Origin of the sequence: Arthrobacter sp. V1I7 (assembly GCF_030817015.1) — a bacterium.
GTDB lineage: Bacteria > Actinomycetota > Actinomycetes > Actinomycetales > Micrococcaceae > Arthrobacter.
In genome coordinates this window covers 2,488,595-2,511,439 of record NZ_JAUSYS010000001.1, presented here as the reverse complement: position 1 = coordinate 2,511,439, position 22,845 = coordinate 2,488,595, and the positions used below count along the sequence as shown (strand labels likewise).

General features: G+C 63.0%; 15 protein-coding genes and 2 pseudogenes. 9 read left to right on the top strand and 8 right to left on the bottom strand.

The genetic code is table 11. From position 1 onward, the window contains the following. Positions 1–103 precede the first annotated feature (103 nt). The 8 genes from QFZ69_RS11635 to QFZ69_RS11600 all read left to right on the top strand — a co-directional run bounded on the left by QFZ69_RS11635 (position 104) and on the right by QFZ69_RS11600 (position 10,423). On the top strand, positions 104–1,657 hold the full coding sequence (locus tag QFZ69_RS11635) for a Re/Si-specific NAD(P)(+) transhydrogenase subunit alpha (protein ID WP_306918317.1): 1,554 nt from the start codon (positions 104–106) through the stop codon (positions 1,655–1,657). Beyond that, positions 1,654–3,126 (top strand): Re/Si-specific NAD(P)(+) transhydrogenase subunit beta, encoded by a 1,473-nt coding sequence (gene pntB / locus QFZ69_RS11630; RefSeq protein WP_306918315.1) that lies wholly within the window; start codon positions 1,654–1,656, stop codon positions 3,124–3,126. The genes QFZ69_RS11635 and pntB overlap by 4 nt, the downstream gene beginning before the upstream one ends. A gap of 400 nt (positions 3,127–3,526) precedes the next feature. Continuing rightward, positions 3,527–3,652 carry a hypothetical protein gene (locus tag QFZ69_RS11625; protein ID WP_306918313.1) on the top strand — a complete coding sequence of 42 codons (126 nt, stop codon included), beginning with the start codon at positions 3,527–3,529 and terminating at the stop codon, positions 3,650–3,652. A 663-nt stretch (positions 3,653–4,315) separates the two neighbouring features. Next, positions 4,316–5,134 (top strand): pyruvate, water dikinase regulatory protein, encoded by an 819-nt coding sequence (locus QFZ69_RS11620; protein WP_306918311.1) that lies wholly within the window; start codon positions 4,316–4,318, stop codon positions 5,132–5,134. A 159-nt stretch (positions 5,135–5,293) separates the two neighbouring features. Continuing rightward, complete coding sequence (gene ppsA, locus QFZ69_RS11615; protein ID WP_306918309.1) at positions 5,294–7,687, top strand: phosphoenolpyruvate synthase; 2,394 nt, start codon at positions 5,294–5,296, stop codon at positions 7,685–7,687. Positions 7,688–8,146: 459 nt separating this feature from the next. Then, the gene (locus tag QFZ69_RS11610; RefSeq protein ID WP_306918307.1) at positions 8,147–8,302 is read left to right on the top strand and encodes a hypothetical protein; all 156 of its coding nucleotides are present in this window, start codon (positions 8,147–8,149) and stop codon (positions 8,300–8,302) included. Next, a complete protein-coding gene (locus QFZ69_RS11605) occupies positions 8,299–9,504 on the top strand; it encodes a cupin domain-containing protein (protein WP_373461889.1) in 1,206 nt (401 codons plus the stop codon). The genes QFZ69_RS11610 and QFZ69_RS11605 overlap by 4 nt, the downstream gene beginning before the upstream one ends. Further along, entirely contained in the window at positions 9,494–10,423 is a 930-nt protein-coding gene (locus QFZ69_RS11600; RefSeq protein WP_306918306.1) for a sucrase ferredoxin, read from the top strand. Before QFZ69_RS11605 ends, QFZ69_RS11600 begins: the two co-directional genes overlap by 11 nt. 1,304 nt (positions 10,424–11,727) lie before the next feature. On the opposite strand, the gene QFZ69_RS11590 is transcribed toward QFZ69_RS11600, so the two are convergent. The 8 genes and pseudogenes from QFZ69_RS11590 to QFZ69_RS11555 all read right to left on the bottom strand — a co-directional run. Then, positions 11,728–13,236 (bottom strand): glycoside hydrolase family 32 protein, encoded by a 1,509-nt coding sequence (locus QFZ69_RS11590; protein WP_306918305.1) that lies wholly within the window; start codon positions 13,234–13,236, stop codon positions 11,728–11,730. A gap of 373 nt (positions 13,237–13,609) precedes the next feature. Then, positions 13,610–14,695 carry an ATP-binding cassette domain-containing protein gene (locus QFZ69_RS11585; protein ID WP_306918303.1) on the bottom strand — a complete coding sequence of 362 codons (1,086 nt, stop codon included), beginning with the start codon at positions 14,693–14,695 and terminating at the stop codon, positions 13,610–13,612. Further along, entirely contained in the window at positions 14,692–15,645 is a 954-nt protein-coding gene (locus tag QFZ69_RS11580) for an ABC transporter ATP-binding protein (RefSeq protein WP_306918301.1), read from the bottom strand. Before QFZ69_RS11580 ends, QFZ69_RS11585 begins: the two co-directional genes overlap by 4 nt. Next, entirely contained in the window at positions 15,642–16,577 is a 936-nt protein-coding gene (locus QFZ69_RS11575; RefSeq protein WP_306918299.1) for an ABC transporter permease, read from the bottom strand. The genes QFZ69_RS11580 and QFZ69_RS11575 overlap by 4 nt, the downstream gene beginning before the upstream one ends. Before the next feature lie 10 nt (positions 16,578–16,587). Then, complete coding sequence (locus QFZ69_RS11570; RefSeq protein WP_306918297.1) at positions 16,588–17,565, bottom strand: ABC transporter permease; 978 nt, start codon at positions 17,563–17,565, stop codon at positions 16,588–16,590. A 110-nt stretch (positions 17,566–17,675) separates the two neighbouring features. After that, positions 17,676–19,355, bottom strand: coding sequence for an ABC transporter substrate-binding protein (locus QFZ69_RS11565; RefSeq protein ID WP_306918294.1), 1,680 nt, complete (start codon positions 19,353–19,355; stop codon positions 17,676–17,678). Positions 19,356–19,433: 78 nt separating this feature from the next. Then, complete coding sequence (locus QFZ69_RS11560) at positions 19,434–20,504, bottom strand: LacI family DNA-binding transcriptional regulator (protein ID WP_306918292.1); 1,071 nt, start codon at positions 20,502–20,504, stop codon at positions 19,434–19,436. A 163-nt stretch (positions 20,505–20,667) separates the two neighbouring features. Continuing rightward, a pseudogene (locus QFZ69_RS11555) lies at positions 20,668–21,375 on the bottom strand (PfkB family carbohydrate kinase); the annotation flags it as partial. 508 nt (positions 21,376–21,883) lie between these two features. Here QFZ69_RS11555 and QFZ69_RS11550 point away from each other — a divergent pair. Further along, positions 21,884–22,841: pseudogene (locus tag QFZ69_RS11550) on the top strand (IS481 family transposase). Positions 22,842–22,845: the final 4 nt, after the last annotated feature.

Below are 22,845 nucleotides of genomic sequence, written 5' to 3'. Positions count from 1 at the left end.
GCGACGGAACCACCGTGGCCGCTGCTCTTCGTAGGCCGGACAGATTCCTACTGCCTCCCGGCAACAGCATTTACCGGGCATCACATCTTAGAGAGAGAATATAGTGGCACATATTGGCATCGTGGCCGAGCTAGGTAATGAGTCACGGGTGGCAGCGACGCCTGTCACCGTGAAGCAGTTGTTGGAGTTAGGCTACGACGTTGTGGTCGAGAAGGGTGCGGGGGAGTCCTCGTCCTTCAGAGACGACATGTACGCCGAAGCCGGTGCACTGATCGTCGGCGCCGACGAGGCGTGGGGCAGTGAGGTGGTGCTGCGGATCAACCCGCCCACCGAGGATGAGATCGGCCGTCTGGCCGACGGTGCGACGCTGATCGGGATGTTGAGCCCCGGATTGCGGCCGGAACTGGTGGAAGCGCTGGCGGCCCGTCCAATCACAGCGCTGGCGTTGGACGCGGTGCCGCGGATCTCGCGCGCTCAGTCCATGGATGTGCTTAGTTCGATGGCGAACATTGCCGGGTACCGGGCCGTGATCGAGGCGGCCCACGAGTTCGGCCGCTTTTTCACGGGCCAGGTCACCGCGGCGGGCAAGGTCCCGCCGGCGAAGGTCCTGGTGGCCGGCGCCGGTGTGGCTGGTTTGGCCGCGATCGGTGCCGCCAGCAGCCTCGGGGCCATCGTGCGGGCAACGGATCCGCGGCCCGAGGTCGCCGACCAGGTGAAGTCGATCGGCGGGACCTACCTCAAGGTGGAGGTCGCGGAGGAGATGCAGTCCTCGGACGGGTACGCGAAGGCCACCTCTGAGGCGTATAACGCCCGCGCTGCGGAGATTTACTCGGAGCAGGCAGCCGATGTGGACATCATCATCACCACGGCCCTGATCCCGGGGCGTCCGGCGCCGAAGCTGCTCACGGCCGAGGACGTGGCCGGGATGAAGGCTGGCAGCGTGATCGTGGACATGGCTGCCGGGCAGGGCGGGAACGTCGAAGGCTCGGTCGCCGGAGAACGGATAGTTACGGATAACGGTGTGGTGATTCTGGGGTACACAGATCTTCCGGCCCGTTTGCCGGCCCAGGCGTCCCAGCTGTACGGGACAAACATGGTGAACCTGCTCAAGCTCCTGACCAAGGACAAAGACGGGCAGCTGCGGATCGATTTCGAGGATGTGGTCCAGCGCTCCGTGACGGTGGTCCGAGACGGTGAGAAGACCTGGCCCCCGCCCCCGGTCCAGGTCTCAGCCGCACCCGCAGCTACGACCCAGGTCCCGGCCGCCGAAAGCACTGCGCCGAAGAAGAAGGAAGGCCTCAGCCCGGCCGGTAAGGCCGGGCTCTTCGCCGCGGGCATCGCGGTGCTGTTCGGGATCAACGCGGTCGCCCCGGCGCCGCTGCCGCAGCACTTCACGGTGCTGATGCTCTCCATCGTGGTCGGCTTCTACGTCATCGGGAAGGTCCATCACGCCCTGCACACCCCGCTGATGTCCGTCACGAACGCGATCTCGGGGATCATCGTCGTCGGGGCTCTGCTGCAGGTCACCTCCGACAACGTCGAGATGCAGGTGCTCGCCGCCGTCGCGGTCCTGCTGGCCAGCATTAACATTTTCGGCGGCTTCGCCGTCACCCGGCGCATGCTCGCCATGTTCTCGGCCGGGAAGGCACGTTCATGAGCGCCGCCACCGAAGCAGCAGGAATTCTATCGAGGAGCCTTACCGTGTCTGACACCGTCTCCGGTCCGTTGACCGCCGACTCCATCGCGGGGGCGGCCTACATCGTCGCGGCCCTGCTGTTCATCCTCAGCCTTGCCGGGCTGAGCAAGCACGAGAAAGCTCGCGCCGGGGTCATCTACGGCATCACCGGGATGATCATCGCCCTGGCCGCGACGATCTGGCTGACCCTCCAGGACGCCTGGGGCACCGGCGCCGGCCTCACCGGCCTGGTCCTGCTCGTCGCCGCGGTGATCGTCGGCGGCGCCATCGGGCTCTGGCGCGCCCGCGTGGTCGAAATGACCGGCATGCCCGAACTGATCGCACTGCTGCACAGCTTCGTGGGCCTCGCCGCGGTCCTTGTCGGCTGGAACGGGCACCTCGAAGCCCCGGACCTGTCCCCGGACCTGACAGCGATCCACCACGCGGAGGTGTTCATCGGCGTGTTCATCGGCGCAGTGACCTTCACCGGCTCGATCGTGGCGTTCCTGAAACTCTCCGCCCGGATGAAGTCCTCGCCGCTGATGCTGCCGGGCAAGAACGCGATCAACCTCGGCGCCCTCGCCGCCTTCATCGCCCTGACCGTCTGGTACGTCAACGACTCCCAGCTCTGGCTCCTCATCGTCGTCACCCTCCTCGCCCTCGGGCTGGGCTGGCACCTGGTGGCCTCCATCGGCGGCGGCGACATGCCCGTGGTCGTGTCCATGCTCAACAGCTACTCGGGCTGGGCCGCGGCCGCGGCAGGTTTCCTGCTGAACAACGACCTGCTCATCATCACCGGCGCCCTGGTCGGCTCCTCGGGCGCCTACCTGTCCTACATCATGTGCAAGGCCATGAACCGGTCCTTCATCTCCGTGATCGCCGGCGGCTTCGGCATCGCCGCGCCCGCCGCCGGGGACGTGGACCACGGCGAGCACCGCGAAATCACCGCCCAGGCCACCGCGGACCTGCTCACCGGCGCCTCCAGCGTCGTCATCACCCCCGGCTACGGCATGGCCGTCGCCCAGGCCCAATACCCCGTCGCCGAACTCGCCCACCAGCTCCGCGAGAAGGGTGTGAATGTCAGGTTCGGCATCCACCCTGTCGCCGGACGCCTGCCCGGGCACATGAACGTCCTCCTGGCCGAAGCGAAGGTCCCGTACGACATCGTCCTGGAAATGGACGAAATCAACGACGACCTCGGCGACACCTCCGTAGTCCTCGTCATCGGCGCCAACGACACCGTCAACCCCTCCGCCGCCGAAGACCCCGGCAGCCCCATCGCCGGGATGCCCGTCCTCCGCGTCTGGGAAGCCGAGAACGTCATCGTGTTCAAACGCTCCATGGCCGCCGGCTACGCAGGCGTTCAAAACCCCCTGTTCTTCCGCGACAACTCCCAAATGCTCTTCGGCGACGCCAAAGCCCGCGTCGAAGACATCCTCAAAGCGTTCTGACAGAAAGCACGTCTTTGGCTTCCTGCAGTTCATCCCCCCGCAACTGCCGGCGTACGTACGATCACCCAACCCCCAACGGAGATGAGGACAAAACCATGCCCCAAGATCGAGCTCCGCACAACCGCATTCGCCAAGATGCGGTCCGATCCTTTCCATCCGCCCCGCCACAGACATGCGAGGATTCTGCCGCGCGGGAAATTCCTAGTATTGACGCCTTCGACACCTCACCCTGGGTTGGCCTTCACTATCGGCACGAGTTCCTGCTTCACCACCGGCACGAACTGCTGGCGCACCAGGGGGATGCATAGCACGGCAAGCTTCCATCATCGTCGCCGAATATCTTCTGCTCTCACGCTTCGGGCTCAGCGGCACAGCAGGGGCGGACAGTCCGGCCTGGGAAATGAACGCCACCGGCTGGGCCCTCGTCGCGCTGCCCTTCGCAACGTTCCTGCTCGCGCTGATCTACGGATACGTCCTGGAGCGCAAGAAGAGTGACGACGAGGTCCTGAAAGAGTTCGTTTCCTGATACGGGACTGCTGCGGCACGAGTTCCCGACCCCGCCGCTTCAGCGCCATCATTCCCCGTGGAACCAGCAGACATCGAACGATGAGCACGCAGAACTACCCAACGTGCTCGCCAGGGTAACCCGGGGCAGACCGGACCTGCTTCGGAAACGGAGTCAGAGAAGTTGAAGCTGGCAGGGGCTGAACTTATTCCTTAGGGGCCTAGCCTCGCGGCTGCGAGGCTAGGCCTCTAACTCAGTGCACCCACACCCGTACCGAAGCCCTTCCCGGAGCCGAAAGGAAGATTATGCACACAAGAAACAACGGCAGCCGACAAGTTGACGACTGGGCCTCTGTAGAGGGTGCCACAGCCGAAATCGTCAAAGAAGGACGAACACTGGCGCGCGGCATCATTGACGGGGTGACGACCGATGGAGCCATAGTATGGCTTCAGGAAGACACTGGACGTAGGAGGCTCTACGAAAGGTGCGAGTCCATCGAAGTGTGGGTGACCCGCGACCACCTCGGCCTCAACTACAGAGTTAGCGCAGCTGAAACTATGCAGAGCTCATACCGACCGCCCCACCCGGTACCGGCGTTGGTGACGTGACACGCGGGCAGCCTGTCGCGCGGGCCGGCCGCGGGGTCGCTGATGCAGCCAGACGGCATTGGTGGAGAATTCGTTTATGACCAAGGACGATCGTCGACCCGTCTACTTCCTTTCGGACAGTACGGGCATCACCGCGGAAACGCTCGGCAACACCTTGTTGACGCAGTTCCCCGCGAACCATTTTGACCGCATCACGGTCCCCTTCATCACGACAGCCGAACAAGCCAGATCCGTAGTCAAGACCATCGACGGCGTCGCCGCCAGTGGCCCGCAGCCGATTGTCTTTTCGACCGCGGTCAGCAGCGATATCAGGCAGATTCTGGCGACATGCAAGGGGACCGTCGTGGATCTCATTGGGATGCATGTCGGGCAGTTGGAGCACGCACTCGGCACCCCAGCCAGCGGAGAACCGGGGCGGGCACACGGGCTCGGAAACGCGGCGCGTTATCAAGCCCGTATGGCGGCCGTCGAGTACGCCATGGAGCACGACGACGGTCAGAGCCTGCGTGCGCTCGAAAAAGCGGAGGTCATTCTGGTGGCTCCGTCCCGTTGCGGCAAAACGCCCACCACCATGTACCTGGCACTGCAACACGGCATCTTTGCGGCGAACTTCCCGCTGGTGGACGAAGACTTTGAACGCGAAGGGCTCCCCAAGCCCCTCAGACCGTTCGTTGCAAAGTGTTTCGGCCTCTCATCCAACCCCCTGCGCCTGAGCCAGATTCGCACCGAACGCCGCAGTGGCTCACCGTACGCCTCGCTGCGGCAGTGCGGCTTCGAGCTGCGCAGCGCCGAGCAGTTGTACATATCTCATAGGATCCCGTACCTGAATTCGGCCACCGTCTCAGTGGAGGAAATGGCAGCGTCCATCCTGCAACGGATGAATATTAAGCACTGACGAAACATTTCAATGGGCAATATGTGGCGCACGTCATGTCATGTGGAAAGAGCCCTGAAGACCTGCCACTGTGAAAGAAAATCTACGCCCCCTGACCGGCGATTGCCGGGCACGGGTGGGGGACACTTGCACGCCATCATCTGCAAAGGAGCAGTAATAATGACGAAAGACGTACTTTGGTTTTCCGAGCTTGGACTGAAGGACCTGGACCGCGTAGGCGGAAAGAACGCCTCCTTGGGCGAGATGGTCCAGAACCTGACCTCTGCCGGGGTCCTTGTCCCCGACGGCTTCGCAACAACAGCGGATGCCTACCGCAGCTTCCTGGCAGATTCCGGCTTGGACCAAAAGATTGTCGACCGGCTGGTGGGCCTGGACACTGACGACGTCACTGCCCTTGCCGCCGCGGGCCAGGAAATCCGCGAACTCATGCGCCGGACGCCTTTCCTGCCTGACTTTGAAGCGCAGATCCGGGATTTTTACCAGCAGCTGGTGGACAGGCACGACGGCTCCGAGGACCTTTCCTGGGCCGTCCGTTCCAGCGCTACCGCCGAAGACCTTCCTGACGCCTCCTTCGCCGGCCAGCAGGAGACCTTCCTGAATGTCCGCGGCATCGAGAACATCCTGCTCGCCATCAAGGATGTGTTCGCGTCCCTTTACAACGACCGCGCCATTGCCTACCGCGTGCACCACAAGTTCGAACATGCCGAGGTGGCGCTCTCGGCAGGGATCCAGCGTATGGTCCGTTCCGACGTCGGGGCCTCCGGCGTCATGTTCACCATGGACACAGAGTCCGGGTTCCGCGATGCCGTGTTCGTCACGTCCTCCTACGGCCTCGGCGAGGCCGTCGTCCAAGGCGCCGTAAACCCCGACGAGTTCTATGTTTACAAGCCTGCACTGGAGGCTGGCCGGCCCGCGATCCTCAAGCGCGGGCTGGGCGAAAAGGCCCTTCAAATGACCTACACGACCAACACCGAGGTCGGCCGCACCATCGATCTGATACCCGTCAACACCTCAATGCGGAACCGCTTCAGCATCAGCGACGACGACGTCGAACAGCTCGCGCGGCACGCCCTCGCCATCGAGAACCACTACGGCCGCCCGATGGACATCGAGTGGGGCAAGGACGGAGTCGACGGCAACCTGTATATCCTGCAGGCGCGCCCCGAAACAGTGCAGTCCCGCCGGGCCTCCGGCAGCCTGAGCCGCTTCCGCCTCAACGGGACCAGCCAGGTGCTGGCCGAGGGCCGCGCCATCGGCCAGCGCATCGGCGCCGGCAAGGTCCGCATCCTCAACGCGATCGACCAGATGGCAACCTTCCAGACCGGCGATGTCCTCGTCGCGGACATGACCGACCCGGACTGGGAACCGATCATGAAGCGTGCGTCCGCCATCGTGACCAACCGCGGCGGACGCACCTGTCACGCAGCCATCATTGCCCGGGAACTCGGGATTCCCGCCGTCGTCGGAACCGGGGATGCTACGCACGTCCTCGCCGACGGCCGGGAAGTGACGGTCTCTTGCGCCGACGGGGAGACCGGCGTGATCTACGAAGGCCTTCTGGACTTCAGCGTCGAGGAAACTGAAGTCACCCACCTGCCGGAGGCCCCGGTCAAGGTCATGATGAATGTGGGCACCCCCGAACAGGCGTTCACCTTCGCGCAGCTGCCCAACCACGGGGTGGGCTTAGCCCGGCTGGAATTCATTATCAACCGCCAAATCGGCATCCACCCCAAGGCCCTCCTGAACCTGGACACCCAGCCGGAGGACGTCGCCGCGGAAATCCGGGAACGGATTGCCGCCTACGACAGCCCGCGCGACTACTACATCAAACGGCTGGCCGAAGGGGTGTCCACGATCGCGGCGGCGTTCGCGCCGGAGCCGGTCATTGTGCGGATGTCCGACTTCAAGTCCAACGAATACGCCAACCTGATTGGCGGGCCCGCGTACGAGCCCCACGAGGAAAACCCGATGCTCGGCTTCCGTGGTGCCTCACGCTATCTGGACCCATCATTCCGGGACTGTTTCGACCTTGAGTGCGAGGCCCTGTCTTTCGTTCGCAATGAAATGGGCCTGACCAACGTCAAGCTCATGATCCCGTTCGTGCGGACCCTCGATGAAGCCCGCGGCGTCATCGCGTTGCTGGCAGAGAACTGGCTTGTCCGTGGCGAGAACGGCCTCGAGGTAATCATGATGTGCGAAATCCCCTCCAACGCGCTGCTGGCAGGCGACTTCCTGGAGTACTTCGACGGATTCTCCATCGGCTCCAACGACATGACGCAGCTCTCCCTGGGCCTGGACCGTGATTCGGCCACTGTCGCGGCCGGGTTCGATGAACGTGATCCTGCCGTCAAGAAGCTCCTGAGCATGGCCATCAAGGCATGCAAGGAACGCGGAAAATACGTGGGCATCTGCGGCCAAGGCCCAAGCGACCACGCGGACTTCGCTGAGTGGCTGGTGTCGGAAGGCATTGATTCCGTCTCCCTAAATCCCGACACCGTAGTGGACACCTGGCTCCGGCTCGCCCGCACGGCCGTCGGCGCCGAAGCGAGCTGACATTGCCTCGCAGCGATACCATCTATTTTGCGGGCTGACTCACACTCCCGGCGGTCCTCATCCGGCAGGGCTCGGACCGCCGGGGCTGATAGCGTGTCTACATTTTCGTTCGTAGGGCGCTCAAGAGCCTCGAATTCGTCCCCTTCCAGGGATGAAAATAAACGCCGATAACCGGTTGGACTCCGCGCCGAGGGCCGAATAGGACTGTCCCAGTTCTGACTCTATCTGAGTTGTAGAAAAGGGTTGTTCCCAGAGCTGGCCCGTGCCGCTAGGGTGATCACGGGCGGTGCCGATGAAGGATCGCCCGGTTGGGTGATCAGGTGCCAGTAACGGAGCTGATCCTAGCGATTCGATTCTCGGGAGGAAGCATGACCAGTCCAGAGCAGGATCCAAGCCAGCAGGAAGGGCCCGCGGACGGTGGCGCGGCCGGCGTCCCCGGCATGCATGATGGCGGTGCCGATGGTGGGGCTGACAGCGGTGCCGATGGTGGAGCTGACAGCGGTGCCGATGGTGGAGCTGACAGCGGTGCCGATGGTGGAGCTGACAGCGGTGCCGATGGTGGAGCTGACGGAGGAGCCGATGGGGGAGCCGCGGGACGGGGCATCTAAATTTTGAGCACCACCCGCAAGGACTGTCAGGACCCCGACGCCTTGGAAAGCGGCGGGGTCCTGGAGACACGCCTGATTAAGATTGGCCGTGAGAGGTTCGCCGACGACGTCTGGGGGCGCACGGCGCTGCTCACTCGTGGCGCAAGCGACTTCTCCGATCTGTTCTCTGCCGAGGCCGTCGACGAACTGGTCTCGCGCCGGGGACTGCGCACACCTTTTCTCCGCGTTGCCAAGGGCGGCTCTACATTTCCCGACTCGTCATTCACCTCTCCCGCCGGCGTCGGCGCCACCATCTCTGACCAGCTCGACGACACAGCGCTTTGGCGCAAATTCGCGGACGGTGCCACGCTCGTGCTGCAGGCACTGCACCGCACATGGGAGCCTGTCACGGACTTCAGCAGCAGGCTAAGCACCGAGCTCGGACATCCGGTGCAGGCCAATGCCTACATCACGCCGCCTCAGAACCGTGGGTTCGACGATCACTACGACGTGCACGACGTCTTCGTCCTGCAGATCGAGGGGACAAAACGCTGGATCATCCATGAGCCGGTTCACACAGACCCGTTGCGTGATCAACCCTGGACGGATCGCCGCTCCACCGTGGCCGAGGCCGCGAAAGGCGAGGCCTATATCAACACGGTGCTTGATCCAGGGGATGTCCTTTACCTGCCGCGTGGCTGGTTGCATGCCGCACAGGCGCAGGGCGAAGTCTCCATCCACCTCACGCTTGGAATCCACAGTTGGACCCGCTACGCATTGGCCGAACAGCTCGCCCAGGCCGCGCTCGCAGTGTTGTGCGACGATCCTGAGATGCGCCGTACATTGCCATTGGGCGTCGACGGACCAAACGGGCAGATCGACGTCGTGCGTGAGCGGCTCGCCGCTGCTGTCGTTGAGGCTGAAACCAGTTCTTTGTTCCACCGCACCCGGCGAGGACAGGGTCGCCCGGCACCGCTGGGACCGCTGGCCCAGCTCGCGGCTGTCGGCGGCCTAAGCCCCGAGTCTGTGGTCCGGCTTCGCGATGCACTGGAAGCACGGCTAGAGGGATTGCGCCTGACCACGCGCGTGGGTTGGCTCGACTTCCCAGCGACCGATCTGCCTTCTGTAACGCGCCTGCTCGACGGGGAGATTCACACCGCGAGTGATCTCGGCGTCGAACTCGTTGAAAGACTGTTGCGCGCGGGGGTCCTCGTTCCCGTTGAACAGTGATCTAGACAGTGACTTCGCCACAGTGGCGGCCACGGAGCGCTTCTTCTGCTCTGAAGGCGCCCGGTTGCGCGGCGACCCGATTGCAGGCACAGCGTCGCACGGCGGCATCTGGGTCCTCATCGAGTACCGGGGCGGGTGGCCTCTCAATGGCTTCGAAGGGCTTGGTCTCGAGCCTGAGACCAAAGCACTCGTGCTCTCCGCCACGAAGGCGGCGCGGGCGCGGGTGCTGCTGGTGAGACGGCCCGGCCCCCGCCGCCGTGAGGGTCAGAGCCATTGGGCAGTACTGCACCATGAGGATTCGGGCGCCTATCGTCAGCAATGGGGAACGTGGGGCAAGGATGAGGATCTGGCGGAGATTGCGAGAGCCCTCAGCCTCCCCGGAACGCTCGGCTATCCGCCCGTCATCCTGGTCTGCACTCACAGTCAACATGACCAATGCTGTGCCGTGTGGGGACGGCCCGTGGGACGCGCGCTGAGTGAGCGGTGGCCGGAGCTGGTGTGGGAATGTTCGCATGTAGGAGGTGACAGGTTCGCAGCCAACGTCGTGGTTGCACCCGACGGTGTCTACTACGGAAATCTGGACGGGGGGTCGTCCGTCGCCACGATCGAAGAACACCTCGCGGGCCGTATCCACGCGGAGCATTTGCGCGGATACACGGATCTCTTCCCAGCACAGCAGACCGCCGTCGCGGCCACGCTCAGGCGTTTCGGCCCGGCCGGCCGGAATGACTACAGGGTGGTCGAGACCTCCCGCGACGGTGATCATTGGCGGATCCACATCACCGGATCCCCTCCTCACCCGGCGCGTATCGACATCGAACTGCATGCTCACCGCGGCCCGCCGTGCCGGTTGACCTGCCGCGGACCGGCAATGAGCTCGGCCATGGTCTACGAGGTCATTTCGATCCGCGCAGTCTAAAGGACGGGTTTACCGAAGGCAGTACCTTTATCGGCGAGTCGACGAAGGTTCCAATCGACCCGGCGACCCAGGCCTCGAGCACCGCATATTCATTGAATTCGCCGAGGCGGTGCGCCGCCAGCACACCATCGGCATCTGCTCCGGCCAGGCAGGAATCCTAAAGACACTCTCCGCCAGCCGCAACTCCACTTGGCACAAGGCTGAGACATCGTGCTCGGCTGCGCTGCACTGTGGACCCGCAGCGTCTGGCAGCCCTGATCGAAAAGCGCATTCGGCACAACAGAGAACTGCCGCGCCCCCTGAAGGGAGGGCACGGCAGTCGCTTGGAGTCGCTTAAAATCTGTCAGAAAGGCCGTGTGTACAATGCGCATACTTTGGTAGTCGGACTCGGTCGTATATCGGCCGGACTGGCTCGGATTGGGGATGTTTTCGCGGGTTCCCATTGTTTGCAAGGCCTGGAATGCAGTTCGAGTCCCACCTCGGGCACGTGTTTTCCCTGTTCAGGGCTTTTTAGCCTCTGAGTGTGGACAAATTGTGTTGTGCGGGCCCCTTCGGGGCCTTTTTCATTGGTGGCTGGTGCTATGGCCGGGTGCCTCCTTGCCTTCCTGGATGGACGGGTTGTTGTTTGTTACCAGTTCATGGACGTTCATGGCTCTGCCAACATGACGTGAAAAAATCGAGCTTGGGTTTCGTTTCTAGGTCGTTGGTTGCTCACCGTTCTTCTCTTTCTCGGTTCATGGTGGCTTTGCTGCTTCTTCATGGCGGGTCCGGGGGAGGGCGGCATGACTTGTGCCCAAGCGGTGGGAACCGGTGCCGCCGGACGGCCGCAAGCGCTCTGGCGCGGGTTACCTTGCCCGACGGGGAACCAGCATCGCCGTATTCGGAGCCCATGAAGCTCGCATCGCCGTTCTTCCCTGGATCGACGGTTTTTCCGTCGATATACCTGTTCATGGTTGCTTTCGGCGTCTACTACATGAGGGTGTGGATTTTTGGCGCGATGTCCCGAGTTGACGTGCCTGCTGCCTGGCTGGTCTTTCATATTCCTTCATGGCCAGCCCGTTGGATGACTACATGACGGAATGGTGATTCGCGGACGCACCCTCAGCTGACGCAAACCCACATGTGACTCCCGCTGTCACCCGGCCGCCAAGGAACGAGCCAGAAGTGTCAGGTTGAAATCTAGGACTGCGCAAGGTTGCGTCCGCAATAAGGAAGATGGACTCTATTCCGACGGCTTTGAGGTTGTTGCCTGACGTCAGGTTGGGGTGTGGTTCAACCTGATGGCAGCCCCGTGGGTACCCGCTCTACGCAACCTGTGTGATCTGCAGGTGGTTCACGGTTGCTGTTCCGCCGGTTGCGTAGACGGCCACCTCGGTACTGGTGTCGGCCGGAAAGATTAGCTCGGTCATGGTGACCTGACCGCCTTGGGCGAATATTTCAACAGAGCAGTGGTCCACGAAGATTGTGAGGTGATAGCCCCCGTCCAACGGTTGAATGGGAGCGGAGTCGCAAGAGGGGAAGGTTTCATGGAAATCTGTAATCCCTGATTCCCGGCGGTCCACAACTAAGGAGTCTTCTCCGGGCCGGATGCCCACCCGCGTCCCCTGCACGCCATCTCCCCGGACGATAAGACCGAATTCCTCCCCGCTTCCGGGCGCGAAAGTAGCGTCAATGCGCTGGACCGTTCCGGCCGCGCCGTCCAAAACCAGCGTCGTATCGGAAATGGTAGTTTCTGAAAGGGTGAAGGATTTGGACGGGTCGGCCAGGGCGGTCCAGTCGCCCGCGGGCTGCTGGATCATGGAGACGCTGCCGTCAACGGTCTGGAGTGTGATTTCGCGGGCGAGGCTCATGGGGCTGCGCCAGGGTGTGGTGGGGATGTGGTTGGCGTATTCCCAGTTATTCATCCAGGCAATCATGAGGCGGCGGTTATCCGGGGCGTCGTAAAAGGAGACGGCGGCGTAGTAGTCCCGGCCCCAGTCCAGCCACTGGTATTCGCCCAGCCGGTCGGGATCCTGGACGCCTTCGCTGACAGTGCTGGCCGAGATGAATGATTTCCCGTCGAAGTCGCCAACGAAGTATTGGCCGGCTGAGCCGTTGTTGGGTCCGCCGGGGTTGAGGTTGACGGTTAGGACCCACTTGAGGTTTTCCGGGTCGCCGTCCACAGGAAGGGGGAACAGGTCCGGGCATTCCCAGATGCCGCCGGTGGCGTTCGCCGGGCCGAAGGTACTCAGCGGTTCCCAGTTCTTCAGGTCGTCGGATTTGTAGAAGACCACCTGGAAGTCTTTGGCTTCGACAGCGACCATCACCCAGTAGCTGCCCGCGCCGTCGTCGTACCGGATGACTTTGGGGTCGCGGAAGTCGGCGGACCCGCGGTTAAGCACAGGGTTGCCTCCGTGTTTTGTCCAGCTATAGCCCCCGTCCAGGCTGTAGGCCAGGGACTGGGCCTGGACGCCCTCATGCTCGGAGCCCGGTTTGAAGGCGCTGGTGTAGATCGCCACAAGGGGGGCAACGGATCCGCTGCCGAAGCCGCTGGTGTTGTGACGGTCATGGACGATGCTGCCGGAGAAGATCTCCTCGTTCCCGTCGCAGGCGATGGCGACGGGGTGTTCGGTCCAAGTCAGCAAATCGGTGGAGGTGGCATGGCCCCAGGACATGTTTCCCCAGACGTCTCCCAGCGGGTTGTTCTGGTAGTAGAGGTGGTAGACGCCTTCATGAAAAATCAGGCCGTTGGGGTCGTTGAGCCAGGTGTCCTTCGCGGTGTAGTGCAGGGCCGGGCGGAAGGTCTCAGTTATCGTGTCGGTCGCGGCAGTCATGAAGGTGAGGTCTCATTTCTTGGGCAGGAGTGGTCTCTGCAGGTCCCGTAGGAATGCCGGCAGGTGGATGAGTGGAGCTGGTGGGCGGATGGCTGAGACGCCGACTCACCGCTGAGGAGAGTTAGGGGGCACTTTTTGTCGTTGTCGTGGGCCGCTGGTAGTCCTCGACAATGTCGACGCCGACCTTCTCGGGCTGGGACACGTAGCCGTCCCATTCCTGATCGACTCGCTCCGGTGGGCGAAGGTGCCCTCCGGGTTGTACTGGTACAAGAGGTGATAGGCGCCGTTCCACTGGCTTACGCCGTAGTGACCTTGGAGCCAACCGGCAGCGGAAACCAAGTAGAAGCGGTAGCGAGCGGGTGGGTCTGTTCTGTCATGGGGTTTGCTTGGCTGTGGGTTCAGTTGCCAGCGTGGGTTCAGCCGCCAGTGCATGGCCGCCGGCACCAGCACGTGGGCGGTAGAGGTGGCAGCGCACCCAGTGGCGGTTTTCGGGGTCGCCCACGCGGTGGCGAACGGGTTCCTCGGCCGAGCAGGTCTGGTTTGGGTCGCCGTCGAAAGCGCAGCTGGTCGACGCCATCACAGCCTGCCGCAGCTCGGCACGGCGGACGGGATCGTAAGAGCCTGCCCGGGCCGGATCCGGGACGGCCGAGACCAGCAGCTGCGTGTACGGGTGGGCTGGGTTGGCCAGGAGATCCAAGGACTCGCCCTCTTCAACGAGCTCTCCCGCGAACATGACCGCCGTCCGGTCCGCCAGGTATCGGGCCGAGGCGAGGTCGTGGGTGATGTAGAGCATGGAGATTCCCTGCTCATCGCGGAGCTTTCGCATCAGGTTCAGGACGCCGATCCGGACCGAAACATCCAGCATGGAGGTGGGTTCGTCGGCGAGGATGACCCGTGGTTCCACGGCAAGGGCCCGGGCAACCGCGACTCGTTGGCGCTGCCCGCCGGAGAGCTCGTGCGGGTAGGAGTTCAGCATGTCGGCCTGCAGGCCCACGGTGGTCATGAGCTCCTCGAGTCGCTGCTGCGTCGCTGTCTCGGAGCTGCCGCCCTTCCGGTGGATCGCCAGCGACCTCCGCAGGAAGTGCTCCACTCTGTGGGCAGGATTCAGCGAGCCGAAGGGATCCTGGAAGACCATCTGCAGTTGCGAGCGGAAGGCTCGCGATGCCTGGACACGGTCGCGCTTGAGGACGTCGACGCCGTCGAGCAGGATCGCGCCGGAGCTCGGCTTCTCGAGCCGGGCAACGCAGCGGGCCAGGGTGCTCTTACCCGACCCAGACTCTCCCACGAGGGCCACGATTTCGCCGCGGCCGATGGTCAGGTCGACGCCGTGCAGAGCCCGGACCGACTGACGGGAGAACAGACCGCCAATGGGGAATGACTTACCTAGTCCGCGGACCTCGAGGGCAGGGGTTTGGGTGGAAACGTCTGGACGTGAGGAAGACAGTACAGCGTGGCTCATCGTGCGGCTCCTTCCAGGACGGCTGCTTCAGCGTCGGCACTGACAGATGCCACGAAATGGCCGGGTGCTGCTTCGGTGAGGTCCGGGATGTTCCGGAACTTCACGCCGTCGGGCAGTCCGGTCAGCGGAACCCTCGGACCGGTGAGCGGCGGGAATGCACCCATCAGGGCCTGAGTGTAGGGGTGGCGGGGGTTGGTGTAGACGTCATGGGCTTTCGCGGTCTCCACGATCCGGCCTCCGTACATCACGGCCATACGATGCGAGAGTTCCACCATGAGGGACATGTCGTGGGTGATGAAGAGGACGGAAAAGCCCAGTTCGCGCTGGAGTTCCTTGATTTGGGCCATGATTTCCTGCTGCACTACGACGTCCAGGGCCGTGGTGGGTTCGTCCAGGATCAGCAGCGACGGCTTGAGCGCAACGGCCATCGCGATCACCGCACGCTGGCGCATGCCGCCCGAAAGCTGGTGCGGGTACGACTTGAGGCGAGCGGGGTCAATTCTCACAAGTTCCAGCAGCTGGCCTGCGCGTCGAAGGGATTCCTGGCGCGAGTAGCCGGCGTGGGTGGTGAAGATGTCCGCAATCTGCTCCCCGATAGTCAGCACCGGATTAAGCGAGTTCATGGCCGACTGGAACACCATGGCCACGTCCTGCCAGCGGAAACGCCGCAATTCCTCCGGGCTCATGGCCAGGACGTCCTTGCCGCCAAAGGAGATGCTGCCGGCGGCGATCTTCGCGGGATCCTTGAGCAGCCGCATGATCGAGTTGGCGATGGTCGACTTCCCGCAGCCGGACTCGCCCGCCAGCCCGAACACCTCGCCGGTGCCGATGCTGAAGGAAACGTTGTCGACGGCGGTAGTGGAGCGGGTGTCGCCGACGTACTTTACGGTGAGGTTCCTGACGTCGAGAACGGGCTCGTGGGAGCCGAAGGAGACTTGGGAGACAGTCACTTTGCGGCGCTCCTTTCGGTAATTTTTGGGGTTTTGATCTTCCGCAGCCGCGGGTTAGTAACCTCGTCCACGGCGTAGTTGATGAGCGCCAGGGCGAACGCGACCAGTGCGATGCAGACACCCGAGGGGACGAACACCCACCAGCTTCCGGTGAGCAGGGCGCCCTCATTGCCGGCCCAGAAGAGGTTGTTGCCCCAGGAAACGGTGCTGACGTCGCCCAGTCCAAGGAATTCCAGGCCGGCCTGGGCGCCGATGCCGTAGATGACGCAGGCCAGCAGGGTACCCATGACGATCGAGGCCATGTTCGGCAGGATCTCGCGGAACATGATCCGGCCCGCCCGTTCGCCGGACACCACGGCCGCCGCCACAAAGTCCTTTGAGCGGATGGACAACGCCTGAGAGCGCAATACACGTGCCGACCCAGCCCAGCCGGTGACCACGAGGACCAGGATTACGGTTCCCAAACCCGGCGGCAGGAACGCGGCCAGGATGACAAGGAGCGGCAGTCCGGGCAGGAGCAGGAAGACGTTGGTCACCAGGGACAGTGCTTCGTCAATGAACTTGCCAAAGTACGCCGAGGCCAGGCCCACCAAAATGCCGATGAAGGTGGATGCGAAGCCCACAGTCAACCCGACGAACAGGGAACTGCGGGAGCCGTGGACAGTCAGGGCAAGCACGTCCTGACCTTTAGCCGTGGTGCCGAGCCAGTGCTCGGGAGACGGTTCCAGCGAGGCCATCGCGGTGATCCTGGACGGGTCGCCGGGGAACAGCACGGGGGCCAGCAACGCAAGCGCGATGAACACGAGCATCACGATCATGCCCCCTAGGGCCTTCTTGTTGGTGATAAGTCCGTGGACGAAACTGCGGTTGGGCTTGCGGGCAGCTGTGGGCTCTGTGGGCTCACTGGGCTGCTTCAGAATTGCGGTTGTCATGATGGGTCCCTCAGTTGCTGCGCACGCGCGGGTCGAGGCGGACGTAGAGGATGTCCACCAGGAAGTTGGCCAGCAGCACGGCGGCGGTGATGGTCAGGAACAGGCCCTGCATAAGCGGGTAGTCGAGGCCTTGGACGGCGTTGAGGAGCTGGTAGCCGACGCCGGGATATGCGAACACCACCTCGGTCAGCATGGCACCGCCCACCACGAAGCCTAGGCTCATGCCGAAACTGGTCACCGAGGGGAGCATGGCGTTGCGTGCGGCGTAGCGGAACATGATGCGTCCCGGACGTAGTCCCTTGGCCTCGGCCATGGTGATGTAGTCCTCGGAGTTGGTTGCGATCATCGTGTTGCGCATGCCAAGCATCCACCCGCCGATCGACACCAGCACGATTGTCAGCGCCGGAAGCACCAAGTGGGCGCCGACGTCGGAAAGGAACTCCCAGGTGAAGCCGGGTTCTACACCGTCAGTGAACGCGTGGCGGATGGGGAACCAGCCAAGCACGACGCCGAACAGGTACAGGGCACCCATTGCGAGCCAGAAGTACGGGAACGAGCCGATGAACACGAGCAGCGGCGGAAGCGCGGAGTCGATAGCGCCGCCGCGCCGCCAGGCGGCCAGGATGCCCAGCAAGTTACCTACGACGGCGGCAATCACCAGTGCGGTGCCGCCGAGCAGGAGGGTCCAGCCGATCTGGGCGGCGATGACCTCGGTGACGGGGGCGGGGAAGCGGGAAATCGAAATGCCCATGTTGCCCGTGACAATGTTGTGCAGATAGTCGATGTACTGCTCCCAGATGGGACGGTCGTCCACACCGAGCAGCTTACGGAGTGCGTCGATCTGTTCAGGCTGCATCTTGCCCTGGGTACGGGCAAACATGCGCGAGACGGGGTCACCGGGCATGAAGCGCGGGAGCAGGAAGTTCAAGGTGATGGACGCCCAGAAGGCGATCAGGTAGAAACCCAGTCGGCGCAGGATAAAGCGCACGGTTTCCTCCATTCAGGTATTGCGGTAATGGGGAGGGGGCGGCATGCCCGGCGCGGTGATGCGGCGCCGGGCATGCCGGGCTGCTGGGCCTGCGGGGCCCGGCCCAGCTGTTACTTGCGCGGTTCCAAAGTGGTGAGAATCAGCACCGTGGTAGGAGAACGATCGGAAAGTGTGGCATAAGGGTTGTCCTGCGACGGCCATCCCGTGAAGTGGACGTCGGTGTAGTTGCCCCATTCAGGTCCTGAGAACAGCGGCACCAGCGGGGCGGCGTCGTTGTATTCTTCCTGGAGCTTGTACGCGACGTCCTTCTGCTTGGCTTCATCGCCGGCGGCAACGAAATCCTGCAGGAGCGCATCGGCTTTGGGGTCACCAAAGCGGTGGTAGTTGTCGAACGTCTTGGTGCCGACCGGCTTCACTGTGGTGCTGCCCATGGCATTGTTGAAGTACTTGAACGGGCTGGGATCGTTGGCGCTCCAGACAATGCCGGAGTCAAACGTGCCCTTTTCGTATCCGGCCACCACGGAGGCCCAGTCCGGAGAGTCCACCTTGGCCGTGACTCCCACTGCTTGGAGGTTCTGTGAGATCACGTTGGCTACGGACAGCCAGTCGGAGGAGCTGGCGCCCACGGAGATCTTGAACTCGAAAGGCGTTCCATCCTTCAAGGTGCGCTTGCCGTCGGCCCCCTTGGGGTAGCCGGCTTCGTTCAAGACTTTGTTGGCTTCGTCCACGTTGAGCTTGGTCCAGCTGCAGTTGTCCTTGACGGCCGGGTTCTTCCACTTCTCGTAGTTGCCGGAAAGGCCGGTGCAGTCGGCGGGCTGGGCGTAGCCGCTCATCCCGATCTTGGTCACTTGGTCGCGGTCCACGGCCATGCTGAGCGCCTTGCGCACCTTTGGGTCGTTAAACGGAGCCTTGGTGGTGTTGAGCTGCCAATTGATCATGGCACCCGTGGGCGGGAACCAGTAGTGGCGGTGCTCCTTATCTTTGGAGATGAAGGTCTTCTCGATGTTTGGGATGAACTGGGTGGACCAGTCGACATCCCCGTTGACGCTGGCCAGATTGGCTGCGTCGTTGCCGGACATTGCAAGCATCTTGATGCCAGCAATCTTCTGTTTTTCCGGCTGCCAGTAGTTGGGGTTTTTCTTGAGTGCGTAGGACTGAGCCTGGAAGGAATCGACCTCTGTGTAAGGTCCTGTTCCCACGGGCGTGGCGTTGGCGTCCTTCGCCGGGTCGGCGATCGCAGACCAGATGTGCTTGGGCAGAATGGGTAGCTGGCCCACTTCGTAGAGCGCCGGAGACCAAGGTTTGTTGAAGGTGAAGGTCACCTTGTTGGTTCCCTCGGCGGTGGCGCCGACGAGGTACTCGTAGCCGCCCTTGAGCTTCTTCTGCAGCTCGAACGTGTAGGCGACGTCGTCGGCCACGAGTGGCTTGCCATCGGACCACTTCACACCGTCGCGCAGGGTGAAGGTGATGGATTTGCCGTCAGCAGCAGTCTTCCATTCGGTGGCGAGCCACGGCGTCGTGTCTCCCTTGGCCGGGTTGAAGACCAACAGGGGTTCGTAGATCGCCTGGTTGACCATGGGATTCACCGCGGGCGCAAAGGGATTGAAGTTGCGGTCGAAGGTGCTCATGTCTTCCCGTGGGATGGTGAGCATGGCGTTCGTGTTGTCCGAAGTCGAGGAGCTTGTGCCTGACTTGTTGACGGTGGCTGCACAGCCGGTCAGCAGCAGTGCGCCTACCGCCAGCCCGGCCGCGGTGATGCGGGCAGACCTCAGGTATCGGGGTTGTGTCATGATGGTTATCTCTTTCCTATCTTCATCAGCAAGGTGAAGGGGTGGGTAAGGGTTAGCTCTTCGAAATTGATTTCGCGGTCAGACCGAAGAGCGTTCTAGCAGCGGACAGTCGACCAATTGCTGGTCGGCAGTGATCGGCTGTCCTGCTGTCAGAGCGGCGAGCGTCTGGACTCCCAGAGCGCCCATTTTTTCGAATGGCAACGCAACCGTGGTCAGCTTTGGCCTGAGGTAGGCTGCAATGAGTTCCTGGTTGTCGAAGCCGATCACGGCGATGTCTGCGGGGATGGTCAGTCCCCGTTCCTTGATGGCGTCGTAAGCGCCCATCGCCATGCGGTCGTTGAGGCAGAACAGCGCGGTTGGCCTGTCCTCCTGTGGGTAGCGGTCCAGGATGTGGCACGCGGCCTCATACCCGCCGTCCGCCGTGGCAAATCCGGGCACCACGAGCTCCGGGTCCAGCTCGAAACCGGCTTCGGCAAGTGCTTCGCGTGCACCCTCCAAACGCCCGATTGCTGCGGGAATAGCCGGGTCCAGGTTGATGACTCCGATCCTGCGGTGGCCGGCCCGGAGCAAACGTTCGACGGCGAGGCGGCCCCCGGCACGTTCGTCCGGGACAATCGAGGGCAGCTTCCCGTCGGCGTCGAAGCAGTTGATCAGGACGGTGGGTACTTCCTTGGTGCTTTCCGGCACGTGCACGCCACGGTGGAACGTGGCTGCGTAGAGAAGTCCTTCCACGCGCTGCTCCAGCAGCTTTTCGGTTGCGGCGTCTTCCATGCCCTGGTTGGGTCCTACGGCATCGGCCTGGTCGGAGGGTGCGATGAGCAGGAACTTGCGGTCGAGCCAGGCTTGGTCTTGAGCACCCTTGATGATGTCGACGGCGAAAGGTGCCGTCACGATCTCGGTGACAATGCCGTACCAATCACTGCGCTGGGATGCCAGTGCACGCGCTCCGGCGTTCGGGCGGTAGCCCAGGGCCTGGACAGCTTCGTTGATCCGAATGCGGGTCTCCTCGGAGATGCTGGCATTTTCGCGGTTGCTCAGCACGAACGAGACCGCGGTCCGGGAAACGCCGGCGTGCTTGGCAACATCATTCATGGTCACACCCCGCTGCCGTGCAGCCCCGGAGTGGTTCGGGGTGGTGGTCTTCGCCATTGAATGCTCCGGTGGTGGTCGGTGATGGTGCCATTAGGTAACGCGCGTTACTCGGGTATGTGATCGAGGTTACGCGCGTTACTATATCGCTGTCAAGGGTTTCTTATCCGGGCGTGAAGTCGCCGCATTGCCGACGTTCAGCGCAGTCGCCTGGAGGGTCGTGTCAGGAGTGCAATTGCAGCTGGGGCTGAAGCTGAAGCGTCGCCCGGAGTTCATCTTCAGTGGGAGGCCGGGCGCCGGCCCGGGATACGGTGATCGCGGCTGCAGTGGCCGCTGTGCGTCCGAGCTGGTCAAGGACGGATGGCGCGAGGCCGCCTGTTCCGCGGGTGAGGAGGCCCAGGATCAGGGCCGACATGTAGGAGTCGCCAGCGCCGATGGTGTCAACCACAGGGGTTTTCACTGCCGGGATGCTGAGGGAGGCGGCGGGTGTGGCGAGCAGTGAGCCTGATGAGCCCTTGGTGATGACAGCCAGGTCCGCTCCCAGCCCAAGGATGTGGGTTGCGGTTTCCTCCAGGGCCTTCTTCGGGTAGAGCCATTATGCGTCCTCATCGCTGAGTTTGACGACGGTGCTGAGGTGTACCAGTTCCTCGAAAGCGTGCAGTGCTTCGGCATGGGTTCCGAGCAGGGCTGGCCTGATGTTGGGATCGTAGGTGATGATGCACTCGCTGCGGAGTTCCTGGAGTGTTGCTTTAACGTTGCCGGCGCCTGGTGAGAGGAAACTAGCGATCGAACCGGTGTGAACGACCCTCGGGGGAGTACGTGCAGGATCCAGGGGTTCCACGTCCCAGGTGATGTCGAAGGCGTAGTTCGCCGAGCCATCGCGGGCGATGGTGGCGGTCGCCGTCGACGTTCTCTCCAGCGACGGTCGCCCGCCTGCTCTCGGGTGCCGCGCCTCGGTGACCGACACGGCACGAGCTCAACCGCAGACTCATTGCCCGGGGCGGGTTCCGGAGCCCACAACGAATATCTAAGGAACTATGAAGTTTCATTGGATGCGCGGCAGCTCGTGGAGACAGTCGACGCGCGAGTGGTGGGCGTAGGCATCTGATCTTGGACGACAGCCTCCGGGAAAAGGTCCCTTTACCTCGCGGGGCATTACTGTGACAGCGCCGGCTTCCAGGGACCGCCACAGCGTCAATCGGCTTCAGCTAACAGGGAAGACAACCCAGAGACGTAGCTGGACACAGGCCCGAGATTGCAAAATGCCGCTACCATCCCGAGAGAGCGATCCATGTTGGTGGCTTGATCGGCTTGGCGCCCGCGTCTAGGTGTATTAACCACAGACGTTAGTGACGATCGGCGTGGTGTGGTGACATGAAGAAGACCTCCGAGTGGAGTGGGGCTTGTCTAGAGTCCAATTCCACAAACGGAGGTCTTCAATGTCCCACCCTAATGCTTTTCTCGCCCGCAGGGGACGGATCGAGCTGGCAAAGTGCATTGTCGAGGACGGCTGGCCGTTACGTCGGGCTGCAGAACGTTTTCAGGTCTCCGTCCCGACCGCGGCGCGCTGGGCCAGCCGCTACCGGGAGCTGGGCGAAGACGGCATGGAGGACCTCTCCAGCCGGCCGTCCCGGTCCCCGCGCCGCACTCCTGCCCGGCGGGAACGACGAATCATCGCGCTGCGGGTCAACCGCCGCTGGGGCCGGCGAGGATCGGTTACCTGCTCGGTATCCACCCGTCCACCGTGCACAATGTCCTCTCCGGTACCGGCTTGCCAGGCTGTCGTGGCTGGACCGGGCCACCGGCAGGGTGATCCGCCGCTACGAGCACCAGAACCCCGGGGACATGGTCCACGTGGACATCAAGAAACTCGGCCGGATTCCCGACGGCGGCGGACACCGCGTGACCGGCCGGGCCGCGGGGAACCGGAACAAGACCGGCACAAACGCCAACCGCAGGCCCGGCTACGCTTACCTGCATAACGCAGTCGATGACCACTCCCGCTTTGCCTACACCGAGATCCTCTCTGACGAGAAGAAAGAAACCGCCGCCGGCTTCTGGGAACGGGCAAACGCTGCCTTCAACGCCGCCGGGATCACGGTGAGCCGGGTCTTGACAGATAACGGCTCCTGCTACCGCTCCCGCGTCTTCGCCCAGGCTCTCGGTGCGGACATCAAGCACAAACGCACGCGCCCCTATCGCCCCCAGACCAACGGAAAGGTTGAGCGGTTCAACCGCACCATGCTCGACGAATGGGCCTACGCGAAGCCCTACGCATCAGAGGCCGAGCGTGTTGCCGCTTTCCCGGCGTGGTTGCACCACTACAATCACAACCGAGGCCACACCTCACTCAAGGGTCAACCACCCGCCAGCCGTGTCACCAACCTCCGTGGGTAATACA

Bases quoted from the DNA above. Each gene is read 5' to 3' on its own strand.
- pntB (WP_306918315.1), top strand. From the start codon at position 1,654: ATGAGCGCCGCCACCGAAGCAGCAGGAATTCTATCGAGGAGCCTTACC.
- QFZ69_RS11590 (WP_306918305.1), bottom strand. From the start codon at position 13,236: ATGACTGCCGCGACCGACACGATAACTGAGACCTTCCGCCCGGCCCTG.
- QFZ69_RS11610 (WP_306918307.1), top strand. From the start codon at position 8,147: ATGGTGGGGCTGACAGCGGTGCCGATGGTGGAGCTGACAGCGGTGCCG.
- QFZ69_RS11565 (WP_306918294.1), bottom strand. From the start codon at position 19,355: ATGACACAACCCCGATACCTGAGGTCTGCCCGCATCACCGCGGCCGGG.
- QFZ69_RS11585 (WP_306918303.1), bottom strand. From the start codon at position 14,695: ATGAGCCACGCTGTACTGTCTTCCTCACGTCCAGACGTTTCCACCCAA.
- QFZ69_RS11575 (WP_306918299.1), bottom strand. From the start codon at position 16,577: ATGACAACCGCAATTCTGAAGCAGCCCAGTGAGCCCACAGAGCCCACA.
- ppsA (WP_306918309.1), top strand. From the start codon at position 5,294: ATGACGAAAGACGTACTTTGGTTTTCCGAGCTTGGACTGAAGGACCTG.
- QFZ69_RS11620 (WP_306918311.1), top strand. From the start codon at position 4,316: ATGACCAAGGACGATCGTCGACCCGTCTACTTCCTTTCGGACAGTACG.
- QFZ69_RS11560 (WP_306918292.1), bottom strand. From the start codon at position 20,504: ATGGCGAAGACCACCACCCCGAACCACTCCGGGGCTGCACGGCAGCGG.
- QFZ69_RS11625 (WP_306918313.1), top strand. From the start codon at position 3,527: ATGAACGCCACCGGCTGGGCCCTCGTCGCGCTGCCCTTCGCAACGTTC.